This is a genomic window from Paenibacillus sp. Root444D2, from assembly GCF_001426375.1.
Lineage (GTDB): Bacteria > Bacillota > Bacilli > Paenibacillales > NBRC-103111 > Paenibacillus_E.
Genome location: NZ_LMEO01000005.1, coordinates 109,267 through 132,264, shown reverse-complemented (window position 1 = coordinate 132,264; position 22,998 = coordinate 109,267). Strand labels below are relative to the sequence as shown.

Below are 22,998 nucleotides of genomic sequence, written 5' to 3'. Positions count from 1 at the left end.
GGGGAGGATAATCGTGATTTATAAAAAAGCGCAGATTATATCGAATCGTAAAATCAATATGTCAAAAGCAAGCGTTGCGTCCTTTCGGGATTATATCTCTGAGGAAGATGAGCCAGACGGGAAGTATCGTGTTTTGCGCAAAATGAAGTCGCGCTTTCAACGAATAGCAGTGGTCAAGCAAGCCAATGGCAAAGTGCTGATCTATGGGGATGGCTACGTGATGTTCGGCACGACAGAGGATGACAATATGTGGGCTGAATCGATGGTTCATATACCAATGGCCATCGCTAAGCAGAAGCAGAACATTCTGATGATCGGTGGAGGCGGAGGCATTACAACGCGTGAAGTACTCCGTTATCGAGACGTAAAGGCAATTACCGTCGTTGATATTGACTCCATCATGATGGAGTTAGGCAAGAATTTGAAGCCGCTGGTGAAGTTTAATAAGGGGTCTTTGCGAAATCCAAAAGTGCGAACCGTCATTCAGGACGGAAGGGCGTTCGTGGAGAAGAACCAGAAGAAGTGGGATGTCATCATCATCGACGTTCCAGAACCTAGCTATAATTCTCTTGCGCTCGGCCGTCTCTACAGCAAAGAGTTTTACAGTCTCCTGAAAAAGCGCCTGGCACCAGGGGGAGCCATTACCATAGCGTGCTCCTTGATGTCAGAGATGCCAGAATTCGTCTGGAGTATAATGGCAACGCTCAAAGCAGCCGGTTTTTATGTATTGCCTTATCATTTTGATGTCATGAAGAGATATGGGGAGGACTGGGGGTTCTGCGTAGCGGCAACTAGACCGATATCAGGCTTGAAGATTTCCCTCTCAACCCGCTACCTGACCTCAAAAAGATTGAAGGGTATGTTCCACATCCCTAGCAAGTATTTACGAAAGTGGGGAAAGAGAAAAATCCAGACAGATAGCAACCGAGTGCTGGCTAGCATCCATGAACGACACTGACAACAGTTCTATCCCCGGAAAATTAAGTCCCTGCTGTAATTTGCTATCATTTTTTGCAAATTAAGCGGGGATGTTCTTTATCTGAGATGAAAGGAAGATTAACGATGCAAAAACCATCTATTCAAGAACAAATGCAAAAGAAGATTTTGATCCTAGATGGCGCTATGGGGACTATGATTCAGCAGGCGAATCTGACTGCCGATGATTTTGGCGGGGAAGAACTAGATGGCTGTAATGAGATGCTCGTCCTAACGCGCCCGGATATTATACTGGACATTCATGAAGCCTACTTGGCCGCTGGTTCCGATATGATTGAAACGAACACCTTCGGTGCGACAACAGTTGTACTAGCAGAATATGGTTTGCAAGATCAATCGCGTGCCATCAATGTTGCAGCTGCGAAGTTGGCTATTCAAGCTGCTGAGAAATATTCAACACCGGATTGGCCGCGTTACGTGGCAGGGGCTATGGGGCCTACGACTAAGACGCTCTCTGTCACAGGAGGAGTGACATTCCAACAATTAGAAGAAAGCTATTATGATCAGGCGGCAGCTTTGATCGAGTGCGGCGTGGATGCGCTGTTAATCGAGACATCACAGGATACACTCAACGTGAAAGCTGCCAGCATTGGCGTACGTAGAGCCTGCGAACAGCTCGGTGCGCAGCTGCCTATAATGATCTCAGGAACGATCGAACCTATGGGTACCACGTTGGCAGGTCAAAATATCGAATCGTTCTACATTTCGCTGGAGCATTTAAAACCGATCTCCATTGGTCTGAACTGTGCGACCGGTCCGGAATTTATGCGTGACCATATTCGTACGCTATCACAAATCGCCGATTCGGCCATCAGTTGCTACCCGAATGCCGGCTTGCCCGATGAGAACGGGCATTACCATGAATCGCCAGAGTCACTGGCAAAGAAGATGGCCGGCTTCGCCGAAATGGGCTGGCTTAACATTGCCGGAGGCTGTTGCGGAACGACGCCTGCTCATATTCGCGTCCTAGCGGATACGTTGAGTCAATACTCGCCGCGCCAGAATTACGGCATTCATCCCGCTGCGGTGTCAGGGATCGAGACTGTTTATATCGAGGAAGAGAATCGTCCGATCATGGTCGGAGAGAGGACGAACATTTCCGGTTCCCGAAAGTTCAAACGATTAATCAAAGAAGGAAAGTTCGAGGAAGGCTCGGAAATCGCCAGGGCACAAGTAAAGAATGGTGCGCACGTCATTGATATCAATTTGCAGGATACAGATATCGATGAGGCTTATGCGATGGAGCATTTTTTACAGGAAGTGGTAAAGAAAGTAAAAGCACCGCTTATGATCGACTCCACCTATGATCACATCATTGAGCTTGGTTTGAAATATTCGCAAGGAAAAGCGATCATCAACTCGATTAATCTGGAGGATAGCGAAGCCAAGTTCGCTGCTATCGTGCCCTTAATTCATAAATACGGGGCAACCGTCGTCATGATCCTCATTGATGAACGAGGTCAAGCCATATCCAGACAAGCAAAGATCGAGGTCGCGGAGCGTGCCTATGACTTGTTGACACATAAATATGGGTTGAAACCATGCGATATTATTTTTGACCCGAATATGTTCCCCGTGGGTTCTGGTGATCCGCAGTATCTCGGATCCGCTGTTGAAACGATCGAAGGAATTAAACTGATTAAAGCTAAATACCCAGCCTGTAAAACGATTCTTGGTCTTAGCAACATTTCCTTCGGTCTTCCTGATACAGGCAGGGAAGTGTTGAACTCTGTGTACTTGTACCATTGCACCAAGGCTGGACTCGACTACGCGATTGTTAATACCGAGAAACTGGAGCGTTATGCTTCGATTCCGGAGGAAGAGCGCCGACTTGCTGAGAATCTAATCTATCATACGAACGATGAGACGTTAGCTGCGTTTGTCGCACATTTTCGGGTGAAAAAAGTAGAGAAGAAAGAAAAAATATCGAATCTCTCACTGGAAGAACGCCTCGGCTCCTATATAATCGAAGGGACGAAGGAAGGACTCCTTCCCGACCTGGAAGAGGCTCTGAAGGTATACGCTCCGCTTGAAGTTATCAACGGCCCTTTGATGAAAGGAATGGCGGAAGTGGGGCGCTTGTTTAACAACAATGAACTCATTGTCGCTGAAGTTCTGCAGAGTGCGGAAGTCATGAAGGCGTCCGTATCCTATCTAGAACCTTACATGGAGAAGGATGAATCTGCAGTTAAGGGTAAAATTATTCTTGCCACGGTGAAAGGCGACGTTCACGATATCGGTAAAAATCTTGTGGAGATCATTCTCTCCAACAATGGATACCAAATTGTGAACCTTGGGATTAAGGTTCCTCCCGAGCAAATCATTGAAGCTTATCGCAGAGAACAGCCCGATGCCATCGGCTTATCCGGACTGCTCGTGAAATCGGCGCAGCAAATGGTCATTACCGCACAGGATTTGCGGGGCGCAAGTATCGATGTACCTTTACTGGTAGGAGGCGCTGCGCTGACCCGCAAATTCACGAAGACCCGCATTGCTCCGGAATATGAAGGGTTAGTCTTGTATGCCAAGGATGCGATGGACGGTCTGGACATTGCTAACCGGTTGAGCGATCCTGAGCAGCGGAAGCGGCTCATTCAAGAGTTGAGAGAGAGCAAGGAATCGTATGTCATGGAAGCCGGCAGGAAGGAAGAGCCAAAGTTGACGCGTGTTCATGAATCTACCATTTCGAAGGATATTCCGGTTCAAGTGCCACCGGATGTCATGCGGCACATTTTGCGTGATTATCCGATCGGCCACATTATGCCTTATGTGAACATGCAGATGCTGCTTGGCCATCATCTAGGCTTGAAAGGCAAAGTAGAGCGGCTCTTGGAAGAGAAAGATGCTAAAGCCTTAGAACTGAAAGCAACCGTGGATTCTATTCTGAATGATGCTCAGAGAAAAGGGATTATTCAAGCTCATGGGATGTATCGCTTTTTCCCTGCACAATCTAACGGTAACGATGTCATTGTCTATGATCCGGAGGACCCAAGTAAAGAACTGCACACATTTAGCTTTCCAAGGCAGGAAACGGAACCTTACTATTGCTTGGCTGATTACTTGAAATCAGTGGAAAGCGGCCTAATGGACTATGTGGGCTTCCTGCTCGTCACTACTGGCCATGGGATCAATGAGCTTGCCAAGGCGTGGCGCGACAAAGGGGATTATCTCAAGTCGCATGCGCTGCAGGCTACTGCACTTGAGGTTGCCGAAGGCTTCGCAGAGCGAATTCATCATATCATGCGTGATGTGTGGGGAATTGCTGATAACCCTCAGATGACGATGCAGGAGCGATTTGGAGCGAAATATATCGGTCAGCGTTTCTCCTTCGGTTATCCTGCTTGTCCGAATCTGGAGGATCAGGAGGCGCTCTTCATACTGATGAAGCCGGAGGATATCGGTGTAGAACTGACGGAGTCGTTCATGATGGAGCCGGAGGCGGCGGTATCGGCCATTGTCTTTGCGCATCCCGAAGCACGTTACTTTAACGTCGAGAAGGTGTAGCCAACCCGTTTCCGCAGTCGATTACGAACGTGGGCAACATGGTATTCGACGACGTGACATATTCGGATAATTAATAATGAGGATATGGGGATGAGCATAGCTGAAATAATGTGAAAGGTTTAAAAGGGGTCATCTTATTGGATTAAGGTTAGCATCTGATAGACTTGTCGTTGATCTCCTTTCAGACGGACATTGCGGCACTGCAATTGGGAGGAACCATCTCCGTCCAAATAGATGCCGTCTATCAGCCTTCGATCACTAAAGCTATCGAGTATGGCTGCTCGAAACTCTTCAATCGTACAGTACGAAGGTGTTACAATCATATAAATATTCTCTTGACTATCATAAACAACTGCCGTACGCATATGACCTTCGTTATAGGCTGGCATTTGCTCTAAGATCATATCGCTCTCCCAGCCAAAGCTATCGTTTAGCTTCATGCTGACACCACCCTGTGCCCAATAACGCTGCTTATCTGTTACGGTCAGCTCACCGGCATGCGTGACTACTTGAATCGAGAAGTGTTTAGTGACGTCATCCCAAACAAGCGTTCCACGCTTTAAGTTAGTGTCAATGCCAGTGTTGTACCATCCAGATCCGTAATCGCCAGGCATTCCTTTCAAAGGTTGGTCATTGATAACAGCGATGCTTAGCAGTGCTCCTTCCCAGAAAAAGCCCCCATTAATACCGTAATAAGGAGTTTTCGTTACATTCATATCGATCGCTTGCAGTCGAACATAATCCGGAGTAGTCCGAATTGTATGCAATACGACACCATTGGAAGCCTTATGTTTTTCATAGAGATAATTACGGGGTTTCGCAAAATCTCTTTGATTATATCCAATTAACGAGACAAGCAATACGGTTGTAATAAAAATAAGAAATACATGAAAACGATGAAATCTAGAAGGTAAGAATTTCGATAATGTTGAATAGTTCACAAGTACACTCCTTGTCGATGCGATATTGAAGTTTAGGATAAGCTATTCTATGAATTCCTCTAATTTTCCTTTATTTCCTTTTCATTGCTATTAATTTATGATTAATAAACAGGATAGCATGGAATATTTAAAAAATCGTTTCATCAAGGAGATAGAATAAATGGAAATACGAAAGTTAAGTGCAGACGAACAACCTCCATTGGAGTTACTTTTATTAGCGGACCCTTCTCAGAAACTTGTTGAAGAATATATCAAAAGAGGTCAATGCTATGTCGCTGAAATGGATGATAGCATAATAGGTGTCTATGTTCTACTAAGAACAAGGCCTGAGACAGTTGAGTTAGTTAATGTAGCCGTTGCTGAAAACTATCAAGGCAAAGGGATAGGAAAACAGATGGTAAACCATGCAATTCAAAATGCAAAGTTGCTCGGTTTTAAAACGATTGAAATTGGCACTGGAAACTCAGGAGTAGGACAACTTGCTCTCTATCAGAAATGTGGGTTCAGAATAATTGGAGTTGATAGAGACTTCTTTATAAGACATTACAGTGAAAAAATATTTGAAAATGGGATTCAAGTTGTGGATATGATACGTCTTTCGCAAGATTTATAAAACCGAGAGACAGAGAATACTGAAGGAGCTTGCCTCGGCAGCTCCTTTTTTTGTTCATTCATGTATGGGGTAGGGTGCTTCAACGGATATGACGTATCAGGTAATTCGTGGGAATGTTGCTGAATGGAGGGGGAAGGCATCTGTTAGAGTCTACGAATTCCGATCTGTTCTTCGCTTACCATCCATAATCGTTTTGTGGTGTCCAGGTTCTGAGCGGGAGCAGACGGAATTGTTGTTTGCATGTCGGTGTAGTAATAACCATTATGACCAGTCATTTCATCCGAGTCTGCTAACCACACCAAAGTTTCGGCACCTTTCTCCGGACTGCGAGAGAACATTTTCATCACGGCCATCGTCATACGGGCTAAAAGTCCGTTGTTCTGATTGAAGTTTGTAGAAACTAGACCTGGATCAAAGCAGTAGGCGCTGACTCCGGTCCCCTCTAGCCGCCTAGCCAATTCAGCGGTGAACTGGATATTGGCGAGCTTAGTCTCAGCGTAGCGAAATGTAGGACCACCAATAAAATTTTGGGGAAAGCTATAAAGGTGTTCCGCAGTGAGATCATCAAAGTTGATACCCTTCTTGGCAATCTTGTGACCATGGGATGCAGTTGTGATAACACGGGCATGCTCGCTTTCCTTCATGCGATCAAGGAGAAGCGTAGTCAGAAGGAAAGGCGCCAGATGGTTTACAGCCCAAGTCATCTCCATACCATCGTCGGTTAATTGCCTCGTTTCGAACAAGGCGCCGGCATTATTGACCAGAACGTCCACTCTCGGGCATTTGTCCAAAATATCAGCCGCTACTTGACGTATAGACTTTTGTGAAGCCATATCAGCCAAGAATACGTCCACAGTGGTTTTCCCACCGGTTGATGCCATGATTTGGGCCGCTACTTCATTTGCTTTAGCTTGATTACGAGCTACGATTCCTAAGTTTGCCCCCCGAGCTGCGAACTCTTTGGCCGCGGCCAACCCAATACCGCTTGTTGCCCCAGTAATTACTACATATTTGCCTTGTACTGTCCATTTACTATTCGTTATCATTCTCGTCATTTATATTCCACCTCTCGATTAATGAATGAATCGTTCATTTATTAATATGATAATTTATGCCATGTGCATTGTCAATAGGGAATCAACTAGCTACAGAAAAAGTTAAACATATTGCGATTCGTGACGCTGAGACTGATGCTTATATCAAAAACTTTGGCAACCAAGGCTTGTTACCGGAATCATCTTACGTGCTACTTCAAGAAGAATTCGTACGCGTTAACGCGTACGGAGACCGCGACGATGGCGAACTTCAAGACACAGGCTTTACGAATATAACCCGTGTTTATTCTACTGGACTTTTTGCGGGATGGATTTGCCATGCAGAATGATTTATCGCAGATGAACAATTGTATGGGATTAATGCTTGTCTTTTAGAAATATTAGAGTTATTATGGATTCGTAAAATCGTTAATGGAGGTGCTGAATGAAATATTCTCAGGCGACTGACTATGCGCTTCATGCAATGCTTTATTTGGTAACGGCAGCTCCTGATAAGCCTGTTGGCGTGCAATTGCTTGCTGAAAAATTGGGCGTTTCGCAGACCTATCTGTCCAAGATGATGACCAAGCTTGTCAAGGCAGGATTGATTCAGTCCACGCCCGGCGCAAACGGTGGATATCGCCTCAGACGGAAACAGGAAGATATCTCCTTTCTCGATATCATCCATGCGATCGAAGGGACCGCTTCCTTGTTCGAATGCAGCCTGAATCACGGAAGTGAATGTCTGATCCAGCAGGTTGTGATCGACGCCGAACGTCAGATGGAGCAGTATCTGGAGAATAAAAAAATAGCGGATTTGTCGAAATTAATCAAGTGAAGAAGGCTTGGAATAAACCTGTTTAACGAACAGGTATGAAATCGCTGATACGGAAAGTGAGGACATATCAACAATCAAACGGCAGAGATGTCGTTTTTTATTTATATCTGTATAATAGAAATAACTTGAATTGATTGCGAAGAAAGAGGTTGTGGAATGTCTTCAGAAAACCCGAAAATCAATATACTCGGAGACTTTTTAAAATCCCGCCGGGAACGGATCAAGCCGGATCATGTCAACACTATCGGTCGCTTTGGAACAAGAAGAACGCCGGGATTACGCAGAGAAGAGGTTGCTCATCTTGCGGGTGTAAGCATCACCTGGTATACCTGGCTGGAACAAGGCAGGGCCGTCACCGCCTCAAGAGAAGTGATCGAGAGCGTAGGCAAAGCTTTACAATTATCTTCAGAAGAACATCTTCATTTGCTTCGTTTGGCAAATTATAGCGGTGAGGGGGAACCTTACCCGAACGCTAAGGAAGTAGATCCAGGGCTTCAGAACATTATCGACCAACTGAGCTATCCTGCAATCATCGCAAATAATCGAACTGAGGTGTTGGCCTTCAATCAGATGGCTTCTGAAATCATTGCGGATTTCCATGCGATTCCCGCAGAGAATCGCGTGATGTCACGGTTGGTATTTACCGATCCAAACCTGCGAAAGCAGTTGGCAAACTGGAAGGAATTTGCTGATTATACGATAGGGGTATTTCGTATGTATTTTGACCAAAAGGCCGGCGATCTTTGGTATGAAGATTTCGTGCGGCGGATGTGCGAGGAAAGCGAGGAGTTTCTAACGTTATGGCGTTTGCATGATGTGCATATTAAGAAAGCTATACTTTACACGTTTGATCATCACGTCGCAGGGAGATTAAACTTTCAATTAAACACCTTTTCTAATATTAACGGCAATGAAAACCTACACTGCTGTGTATTTACACCCATTGCAGGTACCGACACTGAGCAAAAATTAGTACATATTCGCAAATAAGCCTGTTAGTCTGGATACCTGTATAACTGCAAACAGGTTGCCTCCTTGGTCGTCGAATATAATAGACTTATTCTCAATCAAGGAGGTTTCACAAATTGAAAGCTATCATAATTGACCGACCAGAAGGACCTGCAAATTTGCAGTTGCGAGAGAAGCCGGATCTGCAACCGGCCCCCGGTATGCTGACCATTGACGTTGCTTATGCTGGAGTAGGTTATTTCGAAGTTTTGCTTAGTCGTGGCGAATTCATTACCGCTTTTCCGATGCCGCTTACTCCAGGTTTGGAAGTGTCGGGATATGTACGCGCCATTGGAGAAGGAGTAGAGGGCTTCTACATTGGTCAACCCGTTGCCTCGATGACACTGCATGATCTTAACGGCTTTGCATCAATGGCGAATGTACGGCCAGATCTGACGGTTCCGTTAGATCAATTAGGAGCTGACCTCGACTTAGCGACAGCTGCAGCTTCCATTGTAAATCTGACAACCGCTTATTTGGCTATAAAAGATGTTTATCGAATGAAAACGGGTGACAACATACTCGTTCATGCAGCGGTTGGCGGGCTGGGCAGTTTTCTGGGGCAAATGGCGAATCGTCTGGGAGCAGGCAAGGTACTCGGAACCGTCGGAAGTGTTGAGAAAGTAAAGTTGGCCGAATCCCTCGGGTACGACGAATTATTCGTCCGTTCCGATTTTGTGGAACAAACCCTACGAGCAACCGGACGAAAAGGTGTTCATGCCGTCTTTGATCCTGTCGGAGGGAATATGCGCAAACAAAGCTTAGAGGTGCTTCGTCCGTTAGGGCAGCTGGTTGTAGTTGGAAACGCAAGCGGAGAAGAGGATGTTATGCATTCTTACAATCAAATTTGGTTTTCCAACAAACAGTTTGCTGGTTTTACATTAGGCGGATACAGCGACAGTAATCCTGTGGAGACAGGGAAAGCAGCCCGAGAAGCGTTAGGAATGCTGGCAAGAAAAGAAATACATGCGGAGATTCAAGGCGTGTATCCTTTGGAAAATGCCGCAGAAGCACTTGCTCTATTGGAAGAAAAGAACACGGTTGGAAAACTGGTTTTGCAAATATAAACCTGACCGCTGTCTCATTGAGAGACGTGCTGGTCGAGAAAACTTTTCTAAATGATTAAGAATTTCGAGGGGAATCCGTTCAGCCGGGAGAGCGCATCGCCGGAAGCGATGAGGTCAGGGGCTCAATCCCCGTCAAGCGGGCGAGGAGCAATTTTTTGCGGAGAACGGCGTAGGTATTCTGAATTTCACGAAGATTTCGAAGGTGGCGGAGGCAATTGGTACTCAGTGACTTGTCGTGGAGCAGGATCAAAGCCGCCGAGATCCGTTCGAGAGCTTAGCGATAAGCTATAGGAATTTGCAACATTTTGACCTCATCATCGATGCCACAAATTAGGAACGGCAAGGTAGTACTCGACTACAATGATACTTTAAAAGGCGCTGAAAAAGCGTCTTTTTTGAATTCTGTAGGAACAAACACAATATGTATTCACGAAACTTACCTTGTCGAAAGTAAAACACACCCATACAATTAACTAATCTTATATGAGAATGAGTGAATGATATGAAAACACTAAAGGGATTGTACATATAATGATGATAAACATAATTATGGGAGGTACTATTCTAATGATGAATCAAGTGAAGACGTGGTTAGAGCAAAATAAAAAGTCGATTCAATGGCTTGCTAACGAGATTGGAGCGAGCCATTCATTGATGGGGAAAATTCTTAACGGAGAACATGACTTGTTGCCGGAGCAAATGGTTCAAATCGCACGGGTAATAGGCATCACATTGGACGAATTAACTGCTGAAACGGATTCAGACTTATCCACTTCACAGATAAACACTAACAGGATGCATGACAACGAGTTGGAGATTGACGCATCACTCGTTAAGCGGTTACTCGCTGCGCAATTTCCGCAATGGGCAGAGCTACCGCTCAAACGGGTTAATTCAAGCGGGACGGATAACGCGATTTTCCGGCTCGGGGAGGATATGGCCGTACGAATGCCTCGCATTGAGGGGGCCACTGGACAGGCTGAGAGGGAACAGTTGTGGTTGCCAAAACTTGCCCCACATCTACCCCTTGCCATTCCTTCCCCACTCGCGATAGGAGTGCCCGCCGAGGGCTATCCTTGGCAATGGGCTGTGTATCGGTGGTTCAATGGCGAGGACGCGATCATCGGTCGCATCGACGATCTAGGCCAAGCGGCGACCGTGATGGCTCAATTCGTAGCAGCCATGCAGCGGATCGATCTCGCCGATGTTACGCCCCCAGCATCTTCCCGAGGCATGTCGCTGGAAAAGAGAGATAACGTCGTCCGCAAAGCAATCGCAGAACTGCAAGACATGATCGATCAAGATACGGCAACCTTAGCGTGGGAAGCAGCCTTGAAAGCGCCAGAGTGGGATGGGCCGGCAGTCTGGATTCACGGAGACATCCATGCAGGAAACTTGTTGATCGAACAAGGGCGGATAAGTACCGTTATCGACTTTGGATGTATGGGTTTGGGTGATCCCGCATGGGACATGCTGTTTGCATGGAGCATCCTCAACGCAGAAACACGGGTAATATTCCGTAGAGAGCTGCGGCCTGATGACGCAACCTGGGCTCGTGGTCGCGGTTATGCCCTGTCAATGGGATTGATTGCCCTCCCTTACTACAAGGACACCAACCCAGTGTTCGCTGGCGTCGCAAGGCGTATAATCGATGAAGTTCTCACCGATTACCTGAACGGTGCATGAGAGCGACCAATAAAAGGGATTTCTCCGGTTCCAAATTAAAAGCAGCCTCTGAGAAGAAGCTGCTTATTTGTATGGCATTATTCAGTGGTAATCACTCTAAACAATAATGTTATGCTTATCCGGCAGTTTCATCAAGGTCTTCGTTGTAAGCCATTATCCCTCGTTTAAAATAATGAAGTTTTTCGTCTGAGGTAGTTTCCATTAAATTGGTGATCAGCAGTTCAACACTTTCTTTGTAGTTTTGGCTATTGTAGAGAGCCATGGCGAGAAATACTTGAATTGCCCGATTTTCTGGAAATTCCCTAACGCCTCTGCGCAACGTCTCAACTGCTTCTTTGTAGTACCCCCAGTATCGGTATGTACTCCCCAGACCCATTAGGCATCTTTCTAGGTCAGGACCAGATAGGCCTAACTTAAGAGACCGCTCATAGTATGGAATAGCCTCAAGTCCAAGGCCGGAATTGTCATGCACTATCCCGGTTTGGTAGTTGATTTCCGCATCATCCGGGTAATCGGAAAGCAATGCTAATAACTGCTCGCGAACCTCACTTAAGATCTCTTGATCTTGCTTGGCTCGCCCTTCTTCACGCCGTTTAATTATTTTGCTCAATTCGTTTCTTGTCATATTTTCACCATTCCCAAGTTTGGCAGTTTTTTTAGGATGAGACTATCTTAACATTAACATACAATGTCGAATATTAAATTCCCTTGTTCCGACCGGAACAAGGGAATTTTTAACTATATTACGATTTATTGCAGAGACGCTGCCAAACGGATCAAGACGTCAGCCTGGTGGTTCGTCAGGCTTTTGCCGGTTTGTGCCTGCACTTCATTGATAAAAGCATCGTAATTACCGTGCTCGAGCTTTTTCACAAGCGAGTTCGTAACACCATCTGCTCCCGGTCCTGTCACAAATGCGCGAGTTACGTTCGCAAGGGAACTAACGGTCGTCTGCACCGTGTATGTAAACGTTGCAGATGCTGCGTTGCCGGCGGCATCCTGAACGTCGATGGTTACGACGTGCGAGCCAAGACCGAGCTCATAGGCTGGAGCATCGACAAGGAGTGCGGTGCACGGATTATAGACGAGGCCCGAAACCGTATCGGAAGCGGTACATTTTATTTGAACGGTTTGGTCTACGGAGAAAGTGGACCCGCCGCCTATTTGAATCACTGGGGCTGAACGGTCGATGCGAATTTCCATGTTTTTCGCTATTTCCACGTTGCCGGCGGCATCCTCGGACCGGTAAAGAAGGGTGGTCACGCCGTCGGCCTCAACGGTAACAGGCCCACCGTACGGCTGCCAGCTTGCGCCGTTGTCGTTACTGTATTGCGTTGAACTGACGCTGGTCAGGTCGTCCGTCGCCGTAAGTTTCACCGTCGCCTCCGAAACGTACCAGCCGTTACGCATCGTTCCTTCAACGGTTGCCGTCGTCACAGGTGCTGTCACATCAAGTACGTTCGTTATCGCAATCGCGTTGCTCGCCGCACTTTCGTTGTGGATTCGGTCCACAGCGGTAATGACATAAGTATACCGCGCACCGTCAACGGCAGTCCGGTCGACGAATGATCCCTTCGAGCCCTCCTGCTTGCGGACGGTAGCGACGATCTTCGACGCATCCTGCAAGCTTCCTGCCGTATCGCCCTCGAAACGGTAAACGACATAGTAGGCCGCGTCTGCTGTACCATTCGCCCAAGTCAGCTCAACGCCGGATGGTTTGCTGATGGCGGAAGCGAGAACAGGGGAGCTTGGCGCTTGATGGTCGAGCCAAGGCATCGCAGGGACAAGTGCCGGGTAGCGGTAGAGATCGGTTTTTAACCGGTCCGTAAAGCCCAGCGGATTCGCCGGCAGCCATTTGGCACTGAAGAAGATGCTTCCTTTGACGTTGCCGAAATTGCGATTATAGCTTACTTGGTCCGGCATTTCGTTCGGGTTCAGCCAACCCGGATCATTTGAGCCGATGCGGTAGGTGGCCTGGCCGCTGTAAAGGTGAACGTTTTTACCGGCAACCGCGCCGTTCCACCATTCGATCAGCTTGTCGTACGCGGCCGGCGAATAGCCCATGTACCAATAGATTTGCGGTGTGATGTAATCGATCCACTGCTGATCAACCCATTTTTTGGAGTCCGCATAGATGGCGTCGTAGCTGCTGAGACCATTCGTATCGGAACCTGCTGGATCTTCGCCTTTATTTTTCCAGATGCCGAACGGACTGATACCGAATTTGACATAGCTTTTCTCCTGCTTGATTCTGGCGCCTATCTCCTGTACGAACGAATTGACGTTGTTACGTCTCCAGTCCGCCTTGCTTGCAAAGCCCGCGCCGTATTTCTGGAAAGCATCCTGGTCGGGGAAGTCGACACCGCTGATCGGGTACGGATAGAAATAATCGTCAAAATGAACCGCGTCGATATCGTAATTTTTCACGACTTCCATAATGCCGTCCATGATGAACTGCTTCGCTTCCGGAATTCCCGGGTTGAAATATAACTTCCCGCCATACGAAACGACCCAGTCCGGATGCTGGCGCGCAGGGTGATCCGGCACCAGATTGTCTAAACGGTCCTGCAGGCTGATCCGGTACGGATTGAACCAAGCGTGGAACTCCATATTTCGCTTGTGCACTTCATCCAGCATGAACGCAAGCGGGTTATAGCCGGGATCTTTTCCTTGCACGCCCGTCAGCCATTCCGACCAAGGACCGAATTGGGAAGGGTAAAAGGAATCCGCAGTCGGCTTTACCTGCACGATGACTGCGTTGATACCCGTAGTTTGCAGGGGCTCCAGCAGCTTTGTGAAATCGCGCTTTTGCTGCTCCGGGTCCGTTACACCTTTGTCCGGCCAGTCTATATTATCGACTGTAGCGATCCATGCCGCTCTGAGCTCGGACTTTGGAAAGGCGGCCACTTTGTTCACCACCAAGTAGAAATCGCTTGTTTTCCCGCCATACGTTGCGGTAATCCGGGAGGTGCCGAAATTCAGCGCCGTGACAACACCGCTTGCACTCACCGCAGCGACCGCCGGGTTGCTGCTCGTATACGTAACGCCGCTAATCAGTTCGACTTGCCCCGGAAGCCATGTGTAGGTGCCAAGCACCTTCGCTTGTAAGGTATCGCTAACCGTCATCGTATGGAGCTCGGTAAGCTTGATGCTCTGCAATACCGGTACAGGGGCGTTTACATTCAGCGTATAAGCCGTTGAGACGCCTTTATAGGACATTGTGATCGTTGTCGTTCCAGGTTTTACGGCTTTCACCACGCCATCTGCATCGACGGTTGCAACATCAGGAGCACTGCTTTCAAACGTTGCTCCGCTCAGTACGCTAACGGGTTCGGTCATGTCCGTGTACACTGCGTACAGGCGTATTTTGTTCGTAGAGCCCGATTCCAGCTTCTCCAAGGAAGATTGCTCTAATCTAGAAGGCACGGCTGCGCTCGTTGAGACGGTCAGCACATAAGATGCTTCAGGAGCCGTCCCATAGGAGGCATAGATCGTGGCTGTGCCTGGCTGCAGTGCCCGGACTGTGCCGTTTGTGTCGACTATTGCGACCTGCTCGTTGCTACTGCGGAAGGAAAGCCCGCTTGTAACAGGGACAGGCTCCACTGCGTTCTGGTAAGTCGCGAATACTTGCGCCTTCTTCGATTCCCCAACCTGAAGAAAAGGTAGATCCACCAAATCGAGCCCATAAACGGTCGAATCTGTGTAAAACGCCGTCAACTGGTCCAAATAAAGCGCACCTTTGTTTTTGTTGTTATCTTTTGTCTCCGCGACATAGATTTGATTCAGCTTAATCGGAGCTCTCAGCGAGCTCGGAACGGATACTGTGATGTACTTCCAGCCGGTCCAGTTCAGTCCATTGCTGGTGGTGAAGTCAAGCGCGGAGACAGTTCCCGCCGAATCTTTGACTTGAACGCGCAGCCAATGGTTATTGCCGTCGCCGTACACCCAGAGGCCGAGTCTCTTCGGAAGTCCCTGCAGCGTTCTGCCTGTTGTGCCGTCCGCATCCTTGAAGTTGACGTAAGCCGCCGACGTTCCGGTCGTGCCTGTAAAATCGTAGGACAATTTTACAGCATGATAGCCGTAATAAATCGTTTCCGGTCGGCTGATAAGACCGATGCTTGCCGTCGCCCTCGCCGAGGAAGAGAAGAGATTAGCCGTTTGCTCAAAGCCTTCCACACCGACGGCAGCCTGCACGCCGGCTAACGCCTGCACATCTGCGCTCAAAGCAGCTTCCGTGTCAGCGCTAGCAATAGGTACACTAAACATGATTGTGCTCAAGAACAATAATAAGGCCATGGTAAAAGGGATTGATGCTGCGCCACTTTGAAAAGATTTCTTCAATGGGATTCACTTCCTTCTCGGAATGTATTCGCTTACATGAAAGCCGAATAAACGTTGGCCTCCTTTCTTCCTTTCTCTTGGCAAATGTTATAAAAAATTTCGGCTGCTTTTAGCATACAAAATAATATTTCAACATTCAATAACATATGTGAAATTTTATTTTATAAAACAAAAGTTTTTTCGGTGAGTTTAATCCGGCTTCCACAAAGAAGGCATCTCCAGAAGCAACGTCAAGATGAATGGGGTGTGGGAGGGCAGTTATGAGTGGTAGGAAATAACTTTATGAGCAAGCTAAAGCTATCGTTCATATTTATGGAAAATTGTGGTATTATCAAATGGTGTCTTCATTATGTTGAAAATTAAGGAGGATTGAAACCAACTTGAAAAAATCGATTATAACTCTTATTGGAGCTTCCCTTCTACTCAGTACTAGCGCAGGTGTTTATGCAGGTGCAAATTTGGAGGAAATCCAAGCTTATTTAAACAATGACCTAAAAGTAAAAGTAAATGGGAAACAGGTACAATTGTTAGATGCAGATGGAAATGTAGTTACTCCTATTACCTTTAACGGAAACACATACTTGCCAGCCAGAGCCATTGCAAATTCTTTAAATGTCGCTGTTGATTATGATGCTGCAACTAGCAGCGTATTATTTGGTGAAAAAGTTGAGGGCACTCCTATTAACGCCGATCAAGTCTTTTATCAAGCTGTCAAAGATCCTAAATTAACACAATACAAAAGCAAGGATTATGTCGAAGTTATTAGACAGATAGGCACATCAGACTCTAACTTCACATTGAAACCTAAGAAAAAGTTCCAAACCCTTTATTTGCAAGTAGCTGCTATTGGAACTGATGTCGATATTAAAATTATAGATAGAAACTCAAGATTATTAAAACAAGATACTGTAACGGTTAATGATGGTTTGAAAGTAATAGAAGCTAATATCGCAGGACTAGATGAAGTTACTGTGCTCTATGCAACCGACAAGGATACAGCAGAAACAGGTGTTTTTATACCACTAACAACCTCATATTATAAGTAATCAATAAATAAGAACGCCTCTTAAAACGAGGCGTTTATTGTTTCTAAATCTATTTCTTAGTGTAAAAAGAAGATTAACATTGGAGTTGTTTTACAGGTATAAAACTATTAAGCTTTAATAATCACAAGGAAATTATCCAGTATATTAGGAGGGAACTTATGTTCAGCGTTACACCCATTGCATATATCAGAAACAGTAGAGAAGTAATAGAAGATGATTATTGGGGCAATGTTGTATCCACTATTGAACTCACAAGCGAATTTAGCGAAGAAAGCGTAAAGGGGATCGAGGATTTTTCCCATCTAGAAGTCATTTTCTATTTTAATCAAGTGAAAGATGATAATATTCAATTCGATGCCAGACACCCTCGGAATAATAAAGAGTACCCTAAAGTAGGGATTTTTGCACAGCGGGGTAAAAATAGGCCGAACAAACTGGGGTTAACTACAGTAGAGGTTTTAAAGCGCGAGGGAAAAAATATTTACATAAAAGGTCTTGATGCAATAAACGGGACACCCGTGTTGGACTTGAAGCCTGTAATGAAGGAATTTGCCCCGAAAGGAGAGATCAAGCAACCATACTGGGTATCAGACCTTATGAAAGAATACTGGGAATAATCAAAGCTTAAACCTGCTGCACTCACTAGTCAGTGGTCGAATTGACATTAGGTTATTAATCCCGATTTCATTGGAGAGTAATGATGATAATATAGATTTTGATCAACATAAAAAAGACTACATTCACCAGTAGGAGGATAGGTGATTGGAGTCTTTTTGCACTTGATCCTACATCAAAGAATTAACGTTGAAAGCCTTGCAGTTGTTGTTCAGCCATTTGTACCAATCTTTTTGTAATACCGCCACCGATAGAGCCTGCGTCGCGTGTAGCGAGATTTCCATTGTAACCATCTGGTTGTAGAGGTATTCCTAATTGTTGAGCTACTTCAAATTTCATTTGATTTAAAGCCGCTCTTGCTTGAGGAACAACTAATGTGTTATTGTTTGCCATGGAAAAAATCACTCCTTTTTTTGGTGTACTCTTATAATGTGGAGTGGAAGGAACTATTATACATTCACATTTATTGCGGTTATGAAAAGGCAAAGTATCGAAAACATGTACATTAACGAATTTTGTTGAGCTAATGGAGAATATATGAATATGTAAGTAGCTAAAGGAGGCCTGTATGTATGAAGTCTCATACATCTGACCGTATTAAAATCCCGCCAGGATTTTGGGCAGGATTGCGTCAAATAGGGATTGCCGCCCACGACGTAGCTCGCAAAGCACGACTGCCGCTCACCATTATTACTGAACCAGTAGTCACCACTGCCCAATATTTCGCGATCTGGCAGGCTTATTCCGATCTCATTGGTGATACTGCCAAAGGAATCATCAAGCTTGCGACCGTCTTTGAAACAGCGAAGTACCCACCGACCGTCTTAGCGACTTACCACGCTCGTGACTACCGCGACGCTATAAACCGAATGGCTCGGTATAAACAACTGTGTCCCCCCGAAAGCTTACGTATTACCGAGGAGGGAGAGCACTGTATAATCGAACTGGAATGGCTGAATACTGAGCAACCCGTTCCGTCGTTGCTTGTTGGTATCACGCTGGCATTTCTTCTGGAGCTTGGCCGCCGGGGCACAGGTCAACCTTTGACGGCGCGGTTCGTCGAATTTTCGCACGCAATGGGAGATGTACAAGCCCTTGAAGCTTATTTCGGATGCCGTGTCCGGATTGGTGCAAATTGTAACCGGTTGACGCTACATCGAAGCGATTTGGACCGCCCCTTTGTCTCGTACAATGAAGAGTTGCTGGAGATCCTGACTCCCGTTCTGGACCGATCGCTCGATGAACAGCAGCGCAGCCGCTCATTACCCGAGATGGTCAAATGGATCATGAAACGCAGCCTCACAGGAGGGCGCCCCGACATTCAGGCTGTCGCAAAGGAGCTCAGTATGAGCGATCGTACCTTGCAGCGCCGGCTTACTGACGAAAACACGAGCTTCAAGCATCTGTTGACACAAGCTAGACATGAGCAAGCACGAGAGTACCTGGCAGACCCCTCGCTCGATATTAAAGAAGTTTAAATTAAAAGGAGAAATTTATGATGGATATGGGATTAAACAATAAAACAGCCTTAGTTACAGGATCAACGAAAGGGATAGGTAAAGCAATTGCCATTGAACTTGCCAAAGAAGGTGTTCATGTACTAATTAATGGACGAAATTATGAAGAGGTGGAACGAACTGTAAATGAAATGAAGTCAGATTTCCCGGCTACTTCTCCTCAAAATGCAACAGCCGATATTGTGGATATTGGGCAAAGAGAAGCTTTATTTGATAAATACCCCAATATTGATATTTTAGTTAACAATATGGGTATTTATGAAATTAAGCAATATGATGACGTTGACGATGAAGTATGGGAAAAATACTTCCGTACTAATGTTCTTTCTGCAAATGGATTATCTAAATTTTATTTACCTAAAATGTTGAAAAATGATTATGGCCGCATTATCTTTATTGCGAGTGAAGAAGCAATTATGCCTTCAGGACTAATGCCTCAGTATTGTATGACAAAATCAATGCTATTATCTTTGTCAAAAAGCTTATCTAAATTAACAATAGGAACAGAAGTTACAGTCAATACGATCATGCCTGGACCAACACTTTCTGAAAATGTGCATCAAATAATTGCGGGTATGTACCCTAATGAAGATATGACTTTTTCAGAAAAAGAGAAAGAATTTATGACTACAAACCTGCCTCAATCTGAAATACAGCGATTTATCAAGCCTATTGAAATAGGTAGACTAACTGCATTTGTATGTAGTCCTTATGCATCCGCATTTAAAGGTTCTCCAATCCGTATGGATGGGGGAATGGTACCGACTATTTTTTAGTATTTAGTGGGCAAGTACCAAAAAGGGACTATATTTAGAACGTACGTTCTGATAGAATGATAAAAGTCACTGAAATCAGAAAGGAATGATACTCATGAACGCTATAGAAGTAATATTATTGAATTTTGAAGAAGTTCGACGTAGAAGTATAAAAGTGTGGGAAAGTATTCCTGAGAAAAGTCTAGAATGGAAACCAGACCTCAACGCTTTGAGTATTAAAGATAAGATCCGTCATGTTTTGGACAGTGAGCATTATTATCACCTTGCATTGCTTAATAAAGGAAGCTTGAGTTCTTACGATTCACCATTTGAAAAGCGGATATTTACAACAGTTAAAGATGAGCTAACTTTTGCTCAAACATATAGAAACCAATTTATAAATACGGTTAAATCGTTTTCTGAAGAAGATCTATCCAATGTAGAGATTAATCGAAGCGATGTGGGGTATGTTCGAACTTTAGGAGATATGTTGATGAGAATTGCTTACCACGAATCTGTTCACACTGGTCAACTATTGGATTATATGAGAACAGCAGGAATTGAACGTCCAAAGGTGTGGGACTAGGTTCTCGGCCTCACAAGCTAAAAAACAATATAAAAAAAGTATTTTCTTCCTTTGTCGATTTCACCATTGTTCACTCGTTGTATTCATAGAAGGACAATTTTGTGTTTCTATAGTTTTGTAATCAATAGTGAGTCAGTTAAAAGGAGAGATGGACGATGACAAGAACAATTTCTAAAGGCCGACTATGGACGGCAAGAGTGATGAGCGGAATAGCGATTTTGTTTATGCTGCTTGACAGTATCATGAAATTATTTAAACCTGCGTTTGTTGTTGATTCTACCGTATCACTTGGTTACCAGGAACATCATATTTTTTTGATTGGCATACTCGGACTTCTTTCTACTATTCTATATGCATTACCTCGTACAACGATCTTAGGTGCAATAATGTTGACCGGATATTTTGGCGGTGTGATTGCGACACAGGTTCGACTAGATGCCCCACTTTTTTCTACGATCCTTTTTCCCTGTTATCTTGCAGTGTTGGTTTGGGGAGGCCTTTGGTTGAGGAATGAGCAAGTGCGCAAATTGTTTTCTTTGCAAAAATAGTTGAGATACTTTTAGTGAAATCAAGTTGGAGCGAAACATTCGTCATTTATTTTGTATCATAATTAGTAGCGTTCACTCTATTGGGTGAACGTTTATTATTTTTGTGGGAATGCTGGAAGTGATTGTATAATAATAATAACTCACCAGATTTATTTATTGTCTCAGGTACAATGGATAGATGTAAACATTATCTGGAGTCAGGAATTTATAAAGTATTTAAGGCAATTGATGAAATTAACGAGCAAACTATTGGCTTTTTATCTTTGTGTGAAAGTTACTCTCTATATGCTCTTCCAGAGTTCGATAGAGCTGTATCGTTTTACGAAAATAATAATTTCGAAATTACCGGAGGAAGGAAAATGAAATTAACAATGGATTGAGTTCATGTGGCTTCATAAGTGTAGAGAAGAAGGTGATAAGGGATGATTTTAATAACTGAATCGAATTTCCTAGATTATTTGGTAGAAACGGAAGAAAGCCTATGAATTTGTTCGTGATGGAATATCTCATTCTGTAGTTTATACATAGCGTCTATTTTAGGCAATGTTTAGGAGGATTCGTATGTTTAAGAAAATCCAAGGGAACGCTAGAGGCTGCTTAATATATGAACCGATGTTTATTTTACCGTACAGTATGCTTACAACGTATGCGACAGTATATATGTTTCAATTGGGAGTCAGTGAGAGACAAATCGGTTTAATTACTTCGGTGGGACTGATTATGCAGATCTTTACTTCTTTCATCAGTGGATACCTTACGGACCGGATGGGTAGGCGTCGGGCGCTTCTCTATTACGATCTTGTAAGTTGGAGTGCCGCCGCACTTATCTGGGCTGTATCGCAAAATTTCTGGTATTTTCTGATTGCCGCGGTATTTAACAGTTTCCTTAGGGTACCCAATACAGCATGGTACTGTTTGTTGGTGGAAGATACCGCTCAAAATGATCGATCTAATGTATTTAGAATTCTGCAACTCATCGGGGTGATCGGGGGATTGTTCGCTCCGCTAGGTGGACTGCTGGTTAATCATTTCACACTTATCCCTGCAATGCGCATGATGTACGCCATTTTCTGCGTTAGCTTAACGGTGATGTTCTTCGCCCGAAACTTCGCCACTAATGAGACGGAGATTGGAATCCGAAAAAGAAAAGAGAGCGCATCTTATAATCTGAAGGACACCTTTCAAGCTTATATCGATACAGTTAAGACCATCCTGTCAAACCGGGCGTTGATGATTGTCTTTGGTGTGTACATTTCCTTTAATTTTCAAGTGACTTTGCAAAATACATATCTCTCGATTTATCTTGTTGAAGCTTTGAATATTAGCGACGCACTCATTTCAATATTTCCAGCGGTATCTTCCTTAGCAATGCTCGCATTAATGTTCCTCGTTGTTCCGCGCTTAAAAGAGAATAAGGCACAAGGTTACATGATATGGGGATTTTCACTTGCAATCGTGTCAAAAATTATATTAATTGCCGTTGCCCCGGGGCAAATTACTCTGGTGATAATCAGTACAATGCTTGCCGCTGCAGGCAGTATTATTTCAAGTCCCTATCTGGAGGCGGTTGTAGCAAATTCCATCGATGACGAACAACGTGCCAAAATGTTTTCGATTCTGCAAGTTCTTGTCTTACTATGCATCTCTCCATCTGGCATAATCGGGGGGTGGACGTATACCATCGATCCCAGGCTGCCTTTCATCTTGATCATCATATCTTCCATCGTAAGCATCGTTTTGATGATCATGTTAATGCGTAGGAAAGCCAAAACATTGGTTGATCATTTAGATGTTCATACTGGGTGACTCCATGTAGGGATGTGAGCAACCTTAATAACGGAGTAGATGCAAAACATTCTCGTTGACTTAAACGGCTGATGAAGTACCAAAAGATGAAGTTATT

At 44.9% G+C, this 22,998-nt stretch carries 21 protein-coding genes; 16 read left to right on the top strand and 5 right to left on the bottom strand.

Annotated features, from left to right (window positions below; translation table 11 throughout):
* The first annotated feature begins 13 nt into the window (after positions 1 to 13).
* Both ASD40_RS04920 and metH read left to right on the top strand, forming a co-directional pair.
* Positions 14 to 958 (top strand): spermidine synthase, encoded by a 945-nt coding sequence (locus ASD40_RS04920; protein ID WP_057302219.1) that lies wholly within the window; start codon positions 14 to 16, stop codon positions 956 to 958.
* A gap of 104 nt (positions 959 to 1,062) precedes the next feature.
* Positions 1,063 to 4,500 (top strand): methionine synthase, encoded by a 3,438-nt coding sequence (gene metH / locus ASD40_RS04915; protein ID WP_057302218.1) that lies wholly within the window; start codon positions 1,063 to 1,065, stop codon positions 4,498 to 4,500.
* Positions 4,501 to 4,634: 134 nt separating this feature from the next.
* Here metH and ASD40_RS04910 read toward each other — a convergent pair whose 3' ends face one another.
* Complete coding sequence (locus ASD40_RS04910; protein ID WP_057302217.1) at positions 4,635 to 5,441, bottom strand: hypothetical protein; 807 nt, start codon at positions 5,439 to 5,441, stop codon at positions 4,635 to 4,637.
* Positions 5,442 to 5,601: 160 nt separating this feature from the next.
* Between ASD40_RS04910 and ASD40_RS04905 the strand changes: the two genes are divergently transcribed.
* Positions 5,602 to 6,054 carry a GNAT family N-acetyltransferase gene (locus ASD40_RS04905; protein WP_057302216.1) on the top strand — a complete coding sequence of 151 codons (453 nt, stop codon included), beginning with the start codon at positions 5,602 to 5,604 and terminating at the stop codon, positions 6,052 to 6,054.
* Between the two features lie 143 nt (positions 6,055 to 6,197).
* Here ASD40_RS04905 and ASD40_RS04900 read toward each other — a convergent pair whose 3' ends face one another.
* Positions 6,198 to 7,109, bottom strand: coding sequence for an SDR family oxidoreductase (locus ASD40_RS04900; RefSeq protein ID WP_057302215.1), 912 nt, complete (start codon positions 7,107 to 7,109; stop codon positions 6,198 to 6,200).
* A gap of 56 nt (positions 7,110 to 7,165) precedes the next feature.
* On the opposite strand from ASD40_RS04900, the gene ASD40_RS38140 reads away from it, so the two are divergent.
* The 6 genes from ASD40_RS38140 (at position 7,166) to ASD40_RS04875 (ending at position 11,687) form a co-directional block, all read left to right on the top strand.
* Complete coding sequence (locus ASD40_RS38140) at positions 7,166 to 7,438, top strand: hypothetical protein (RefSeq protein ID WP_057302214.1); 273 nt, start codon at positions 7,166 to 7,168, stop codon at positions 7,436 to 7,438.
* 95 nt (positions 7,439 to 7,533) lie between these two features.
* Positions 7,534 to 7,926: an RrF2 family transcriptional regulator gene (locus ASD40_RS04890; RefSeq protein WP_057302213.1), complete on the top strand. Its 393-nt coding sequence runs from the start codon at positions 7,534 to 7,536 to the stop codon at positions 7,924 to 7,926.
* A gap of 156 nt (positions 7,927 to 8,082) precedes the next feature.
* Positions 8,083 to 8,916, top strand: coding sequence for a helix-turn-helix transcriptional regulator (locus tag ASD40_RS04885; protein WP_057302212.1), 834 nt, complete (start codon positions 8,083 to 8,085; stop codon positions 8,914 to 8,916).
* Positions 8,917 to 9,011: 95 nt separating this feature from the next.
* Positions 9,012 to 10,001, top strand: coding sequence for a quinone oxidoreductase family protein (locus tag ASD40_RS04880; protein WP_057302211.1), 990 nt, complete (start codon positions 9,012 to 9,014; stop codon positions 9,999 to 10,001).
* A 51-nt stretch (positions 10,002 to 10,052) separates the two neighbouring features.
* Positions 10,053 to 10,292: a hypothetical protein gene (locus ASD40_RS37040; RefSeq protein WP_156389899.1), complete on the top strand. Its 240-nt coding sequence runs from the start codon at positions 10,053 to 10,055 to the stop codon at positions 10,290 to 10,292.
* 276 nt (positions 10,293 to 10,568) lie between these two features.
* On the top strand, positions 10,569 to 11,687 hold the full coding sequence (locus ASD40_RS04875) for a phosphotransferase (protein ID WP_200957357.1): 1,119 nt from the start codon (positions 10,569 to 10,571) through the stop codon (positions 11,685 to 11,687).
* 115 nt (positions 11,688 to 11,802) lie between these two features.
* Here ASD40_RS04875 and ASD40_RS04870 read toward each other — a convergent pair whose 3' ends face one another.
* Together ASD40_RS04870 and ASD40_RS04865 are read right to left on the bottom strand one after the other, a co-directional pair.
* Positions 11,803 to 12,312, bottom strand: a complete 510-nt coding sequence (locus tag ASD40_RS04870) for a tetratricopeptide repeat protein (RefSeq protein ID WP_057302210.1) — start codon at positions 12,310 to 12,312, stop codon at positions 11,803 to 11,805.
* Between the two features lie 125 nt (positions 12,313 to 12,437).
* A complete protein-coding gene (locus tag ASD40_RS04865) occupies positions 12,438 to 16,028 on the bottom strand; it encodes a family 10 glycosylhydrolase (RefSeq protein WP_057302209.1) in 3,591 nt (1,196 codons plus the stop codon).
* A gap of 380 nt (positions 16,029 to 16,408) precedes the next feature.
* Here ASD40_RS04865 and ASD40_RS04860 point away from each other — a divergent pair, with 380 nt between their 5' ends.
* Both ASD40_RS04860 and tsaA read left to right on the top strand, forming a co-directional pair.
* Positions 16,409 to 17,074, top strand: a complete 666-nt coding sequence (locus ASD40_RS04860) for a stalk domain-containing protein (RefSeq protein ID WP_063870719.1) — start codon at positions 16,409 to 16,411, stop codon at positions 17,072 to 17,074.
* Between the two features lie 158 nt (positions 17,075 to 17,232).
* Entirely contained in the window at positions 17,233 to 17,691 is a 459-nt protein-coding gene (tsaA, locus tag ASD40_RS04855) for a tRNA (N6-threonylcarbamoyladenosine(37)-N6)-methyltransferase TrmO (RefSeq protein ID WP_057302208.1), read from the top strand.
* A 181-nt stretch (positions 17,692 to 17,872) separates the two neighbouring features.
* Here tsaA and ASD40_RS04850 read toward each other — a convergent pair whose 3' ends face one another.
* Positions 17,873 to 18,082, bottom strand: a complete 210-nt coding sequence (locus ASD40_RS04850) for an alpha/beta-type small acid-soluble spore protein (RefSeq protein ID WP_057302207.1) — start codon at positions 18,080 to 18,082, stop codon at positions 17,873 to 17,875.
* A 179-nt stretch (positions 18,083 to 18,261) separates the two neighbouring features.
* Between ASD40_RS04850 and ASD40_RS04845 the strand changes: the two genes are divergently transcribed.
* From ASD40_RS04845 to ASD40_RS04820, 5 genes are all read left to right on the top strand, one after another.
* The gene (locus ASD40_RS04845; protein WP_082562064.1) at positions 18,262 to 19,167 is read left to right on the top strand and encodes an AraC family transcriptional regulator ligand-binding domain-containing protein; all 906 of its coding nucleotides are present in this window, start codon (positions 18,262 to 18,264) and stop codon (positions 19,165 to 19,167) included.
* A 20-nt stretch (positions 19,168 to 19,187) separates the two neighbouring features.
* Positions 19,188 to 19,982, top strand: coding sequence for an SDR family NAD(P)-dependent oxidoreductase (locus tag ASD40_RS04840; protein WP_057302206.1), 795 nt, complete (start codon positions 19,188 to 19,190; stop codon positions 19,980 to 19,982).
* Positions 19,983 to 20,076: 94 nt separating this feature from the next.
* A complete protein-coding gene (locus ASD40_RS04835) occupies positions 20,077 to 20,547 on the top strand; it encodes a DinB family protein (protein WP_057302205.1) in 471 nt (156 codons plus the stop codon).
* Positions 20,548 to 20,702: 155 nt separating this feature from the next.
* The gene (locus ASD40_RS04830) at positions 20,703 to 21,095 is read left to right on the top strand and encodes a DoxX family protein (protein WP_057302204.1); all 393 of its coding nucleotides are present in this window, start codon (positions 20,703 to 20,705) and stop codon (positions 21,093 to 21,095) included.
* Positions 21,096 to 21,656: 561 nt separating this feature from the next.
* Entirely contained in the window at positions 21,657 to 22,901 is a 1,245-nt protein-coding gene (locus tag ASD40_RS04820) for an MFS transporter (RefSeq protein ID WP_057302202.1), read from the top strand.
* The last annotated feature ends 97 nt before the right edge of the window (positions 22,902 to 22,998 follow it).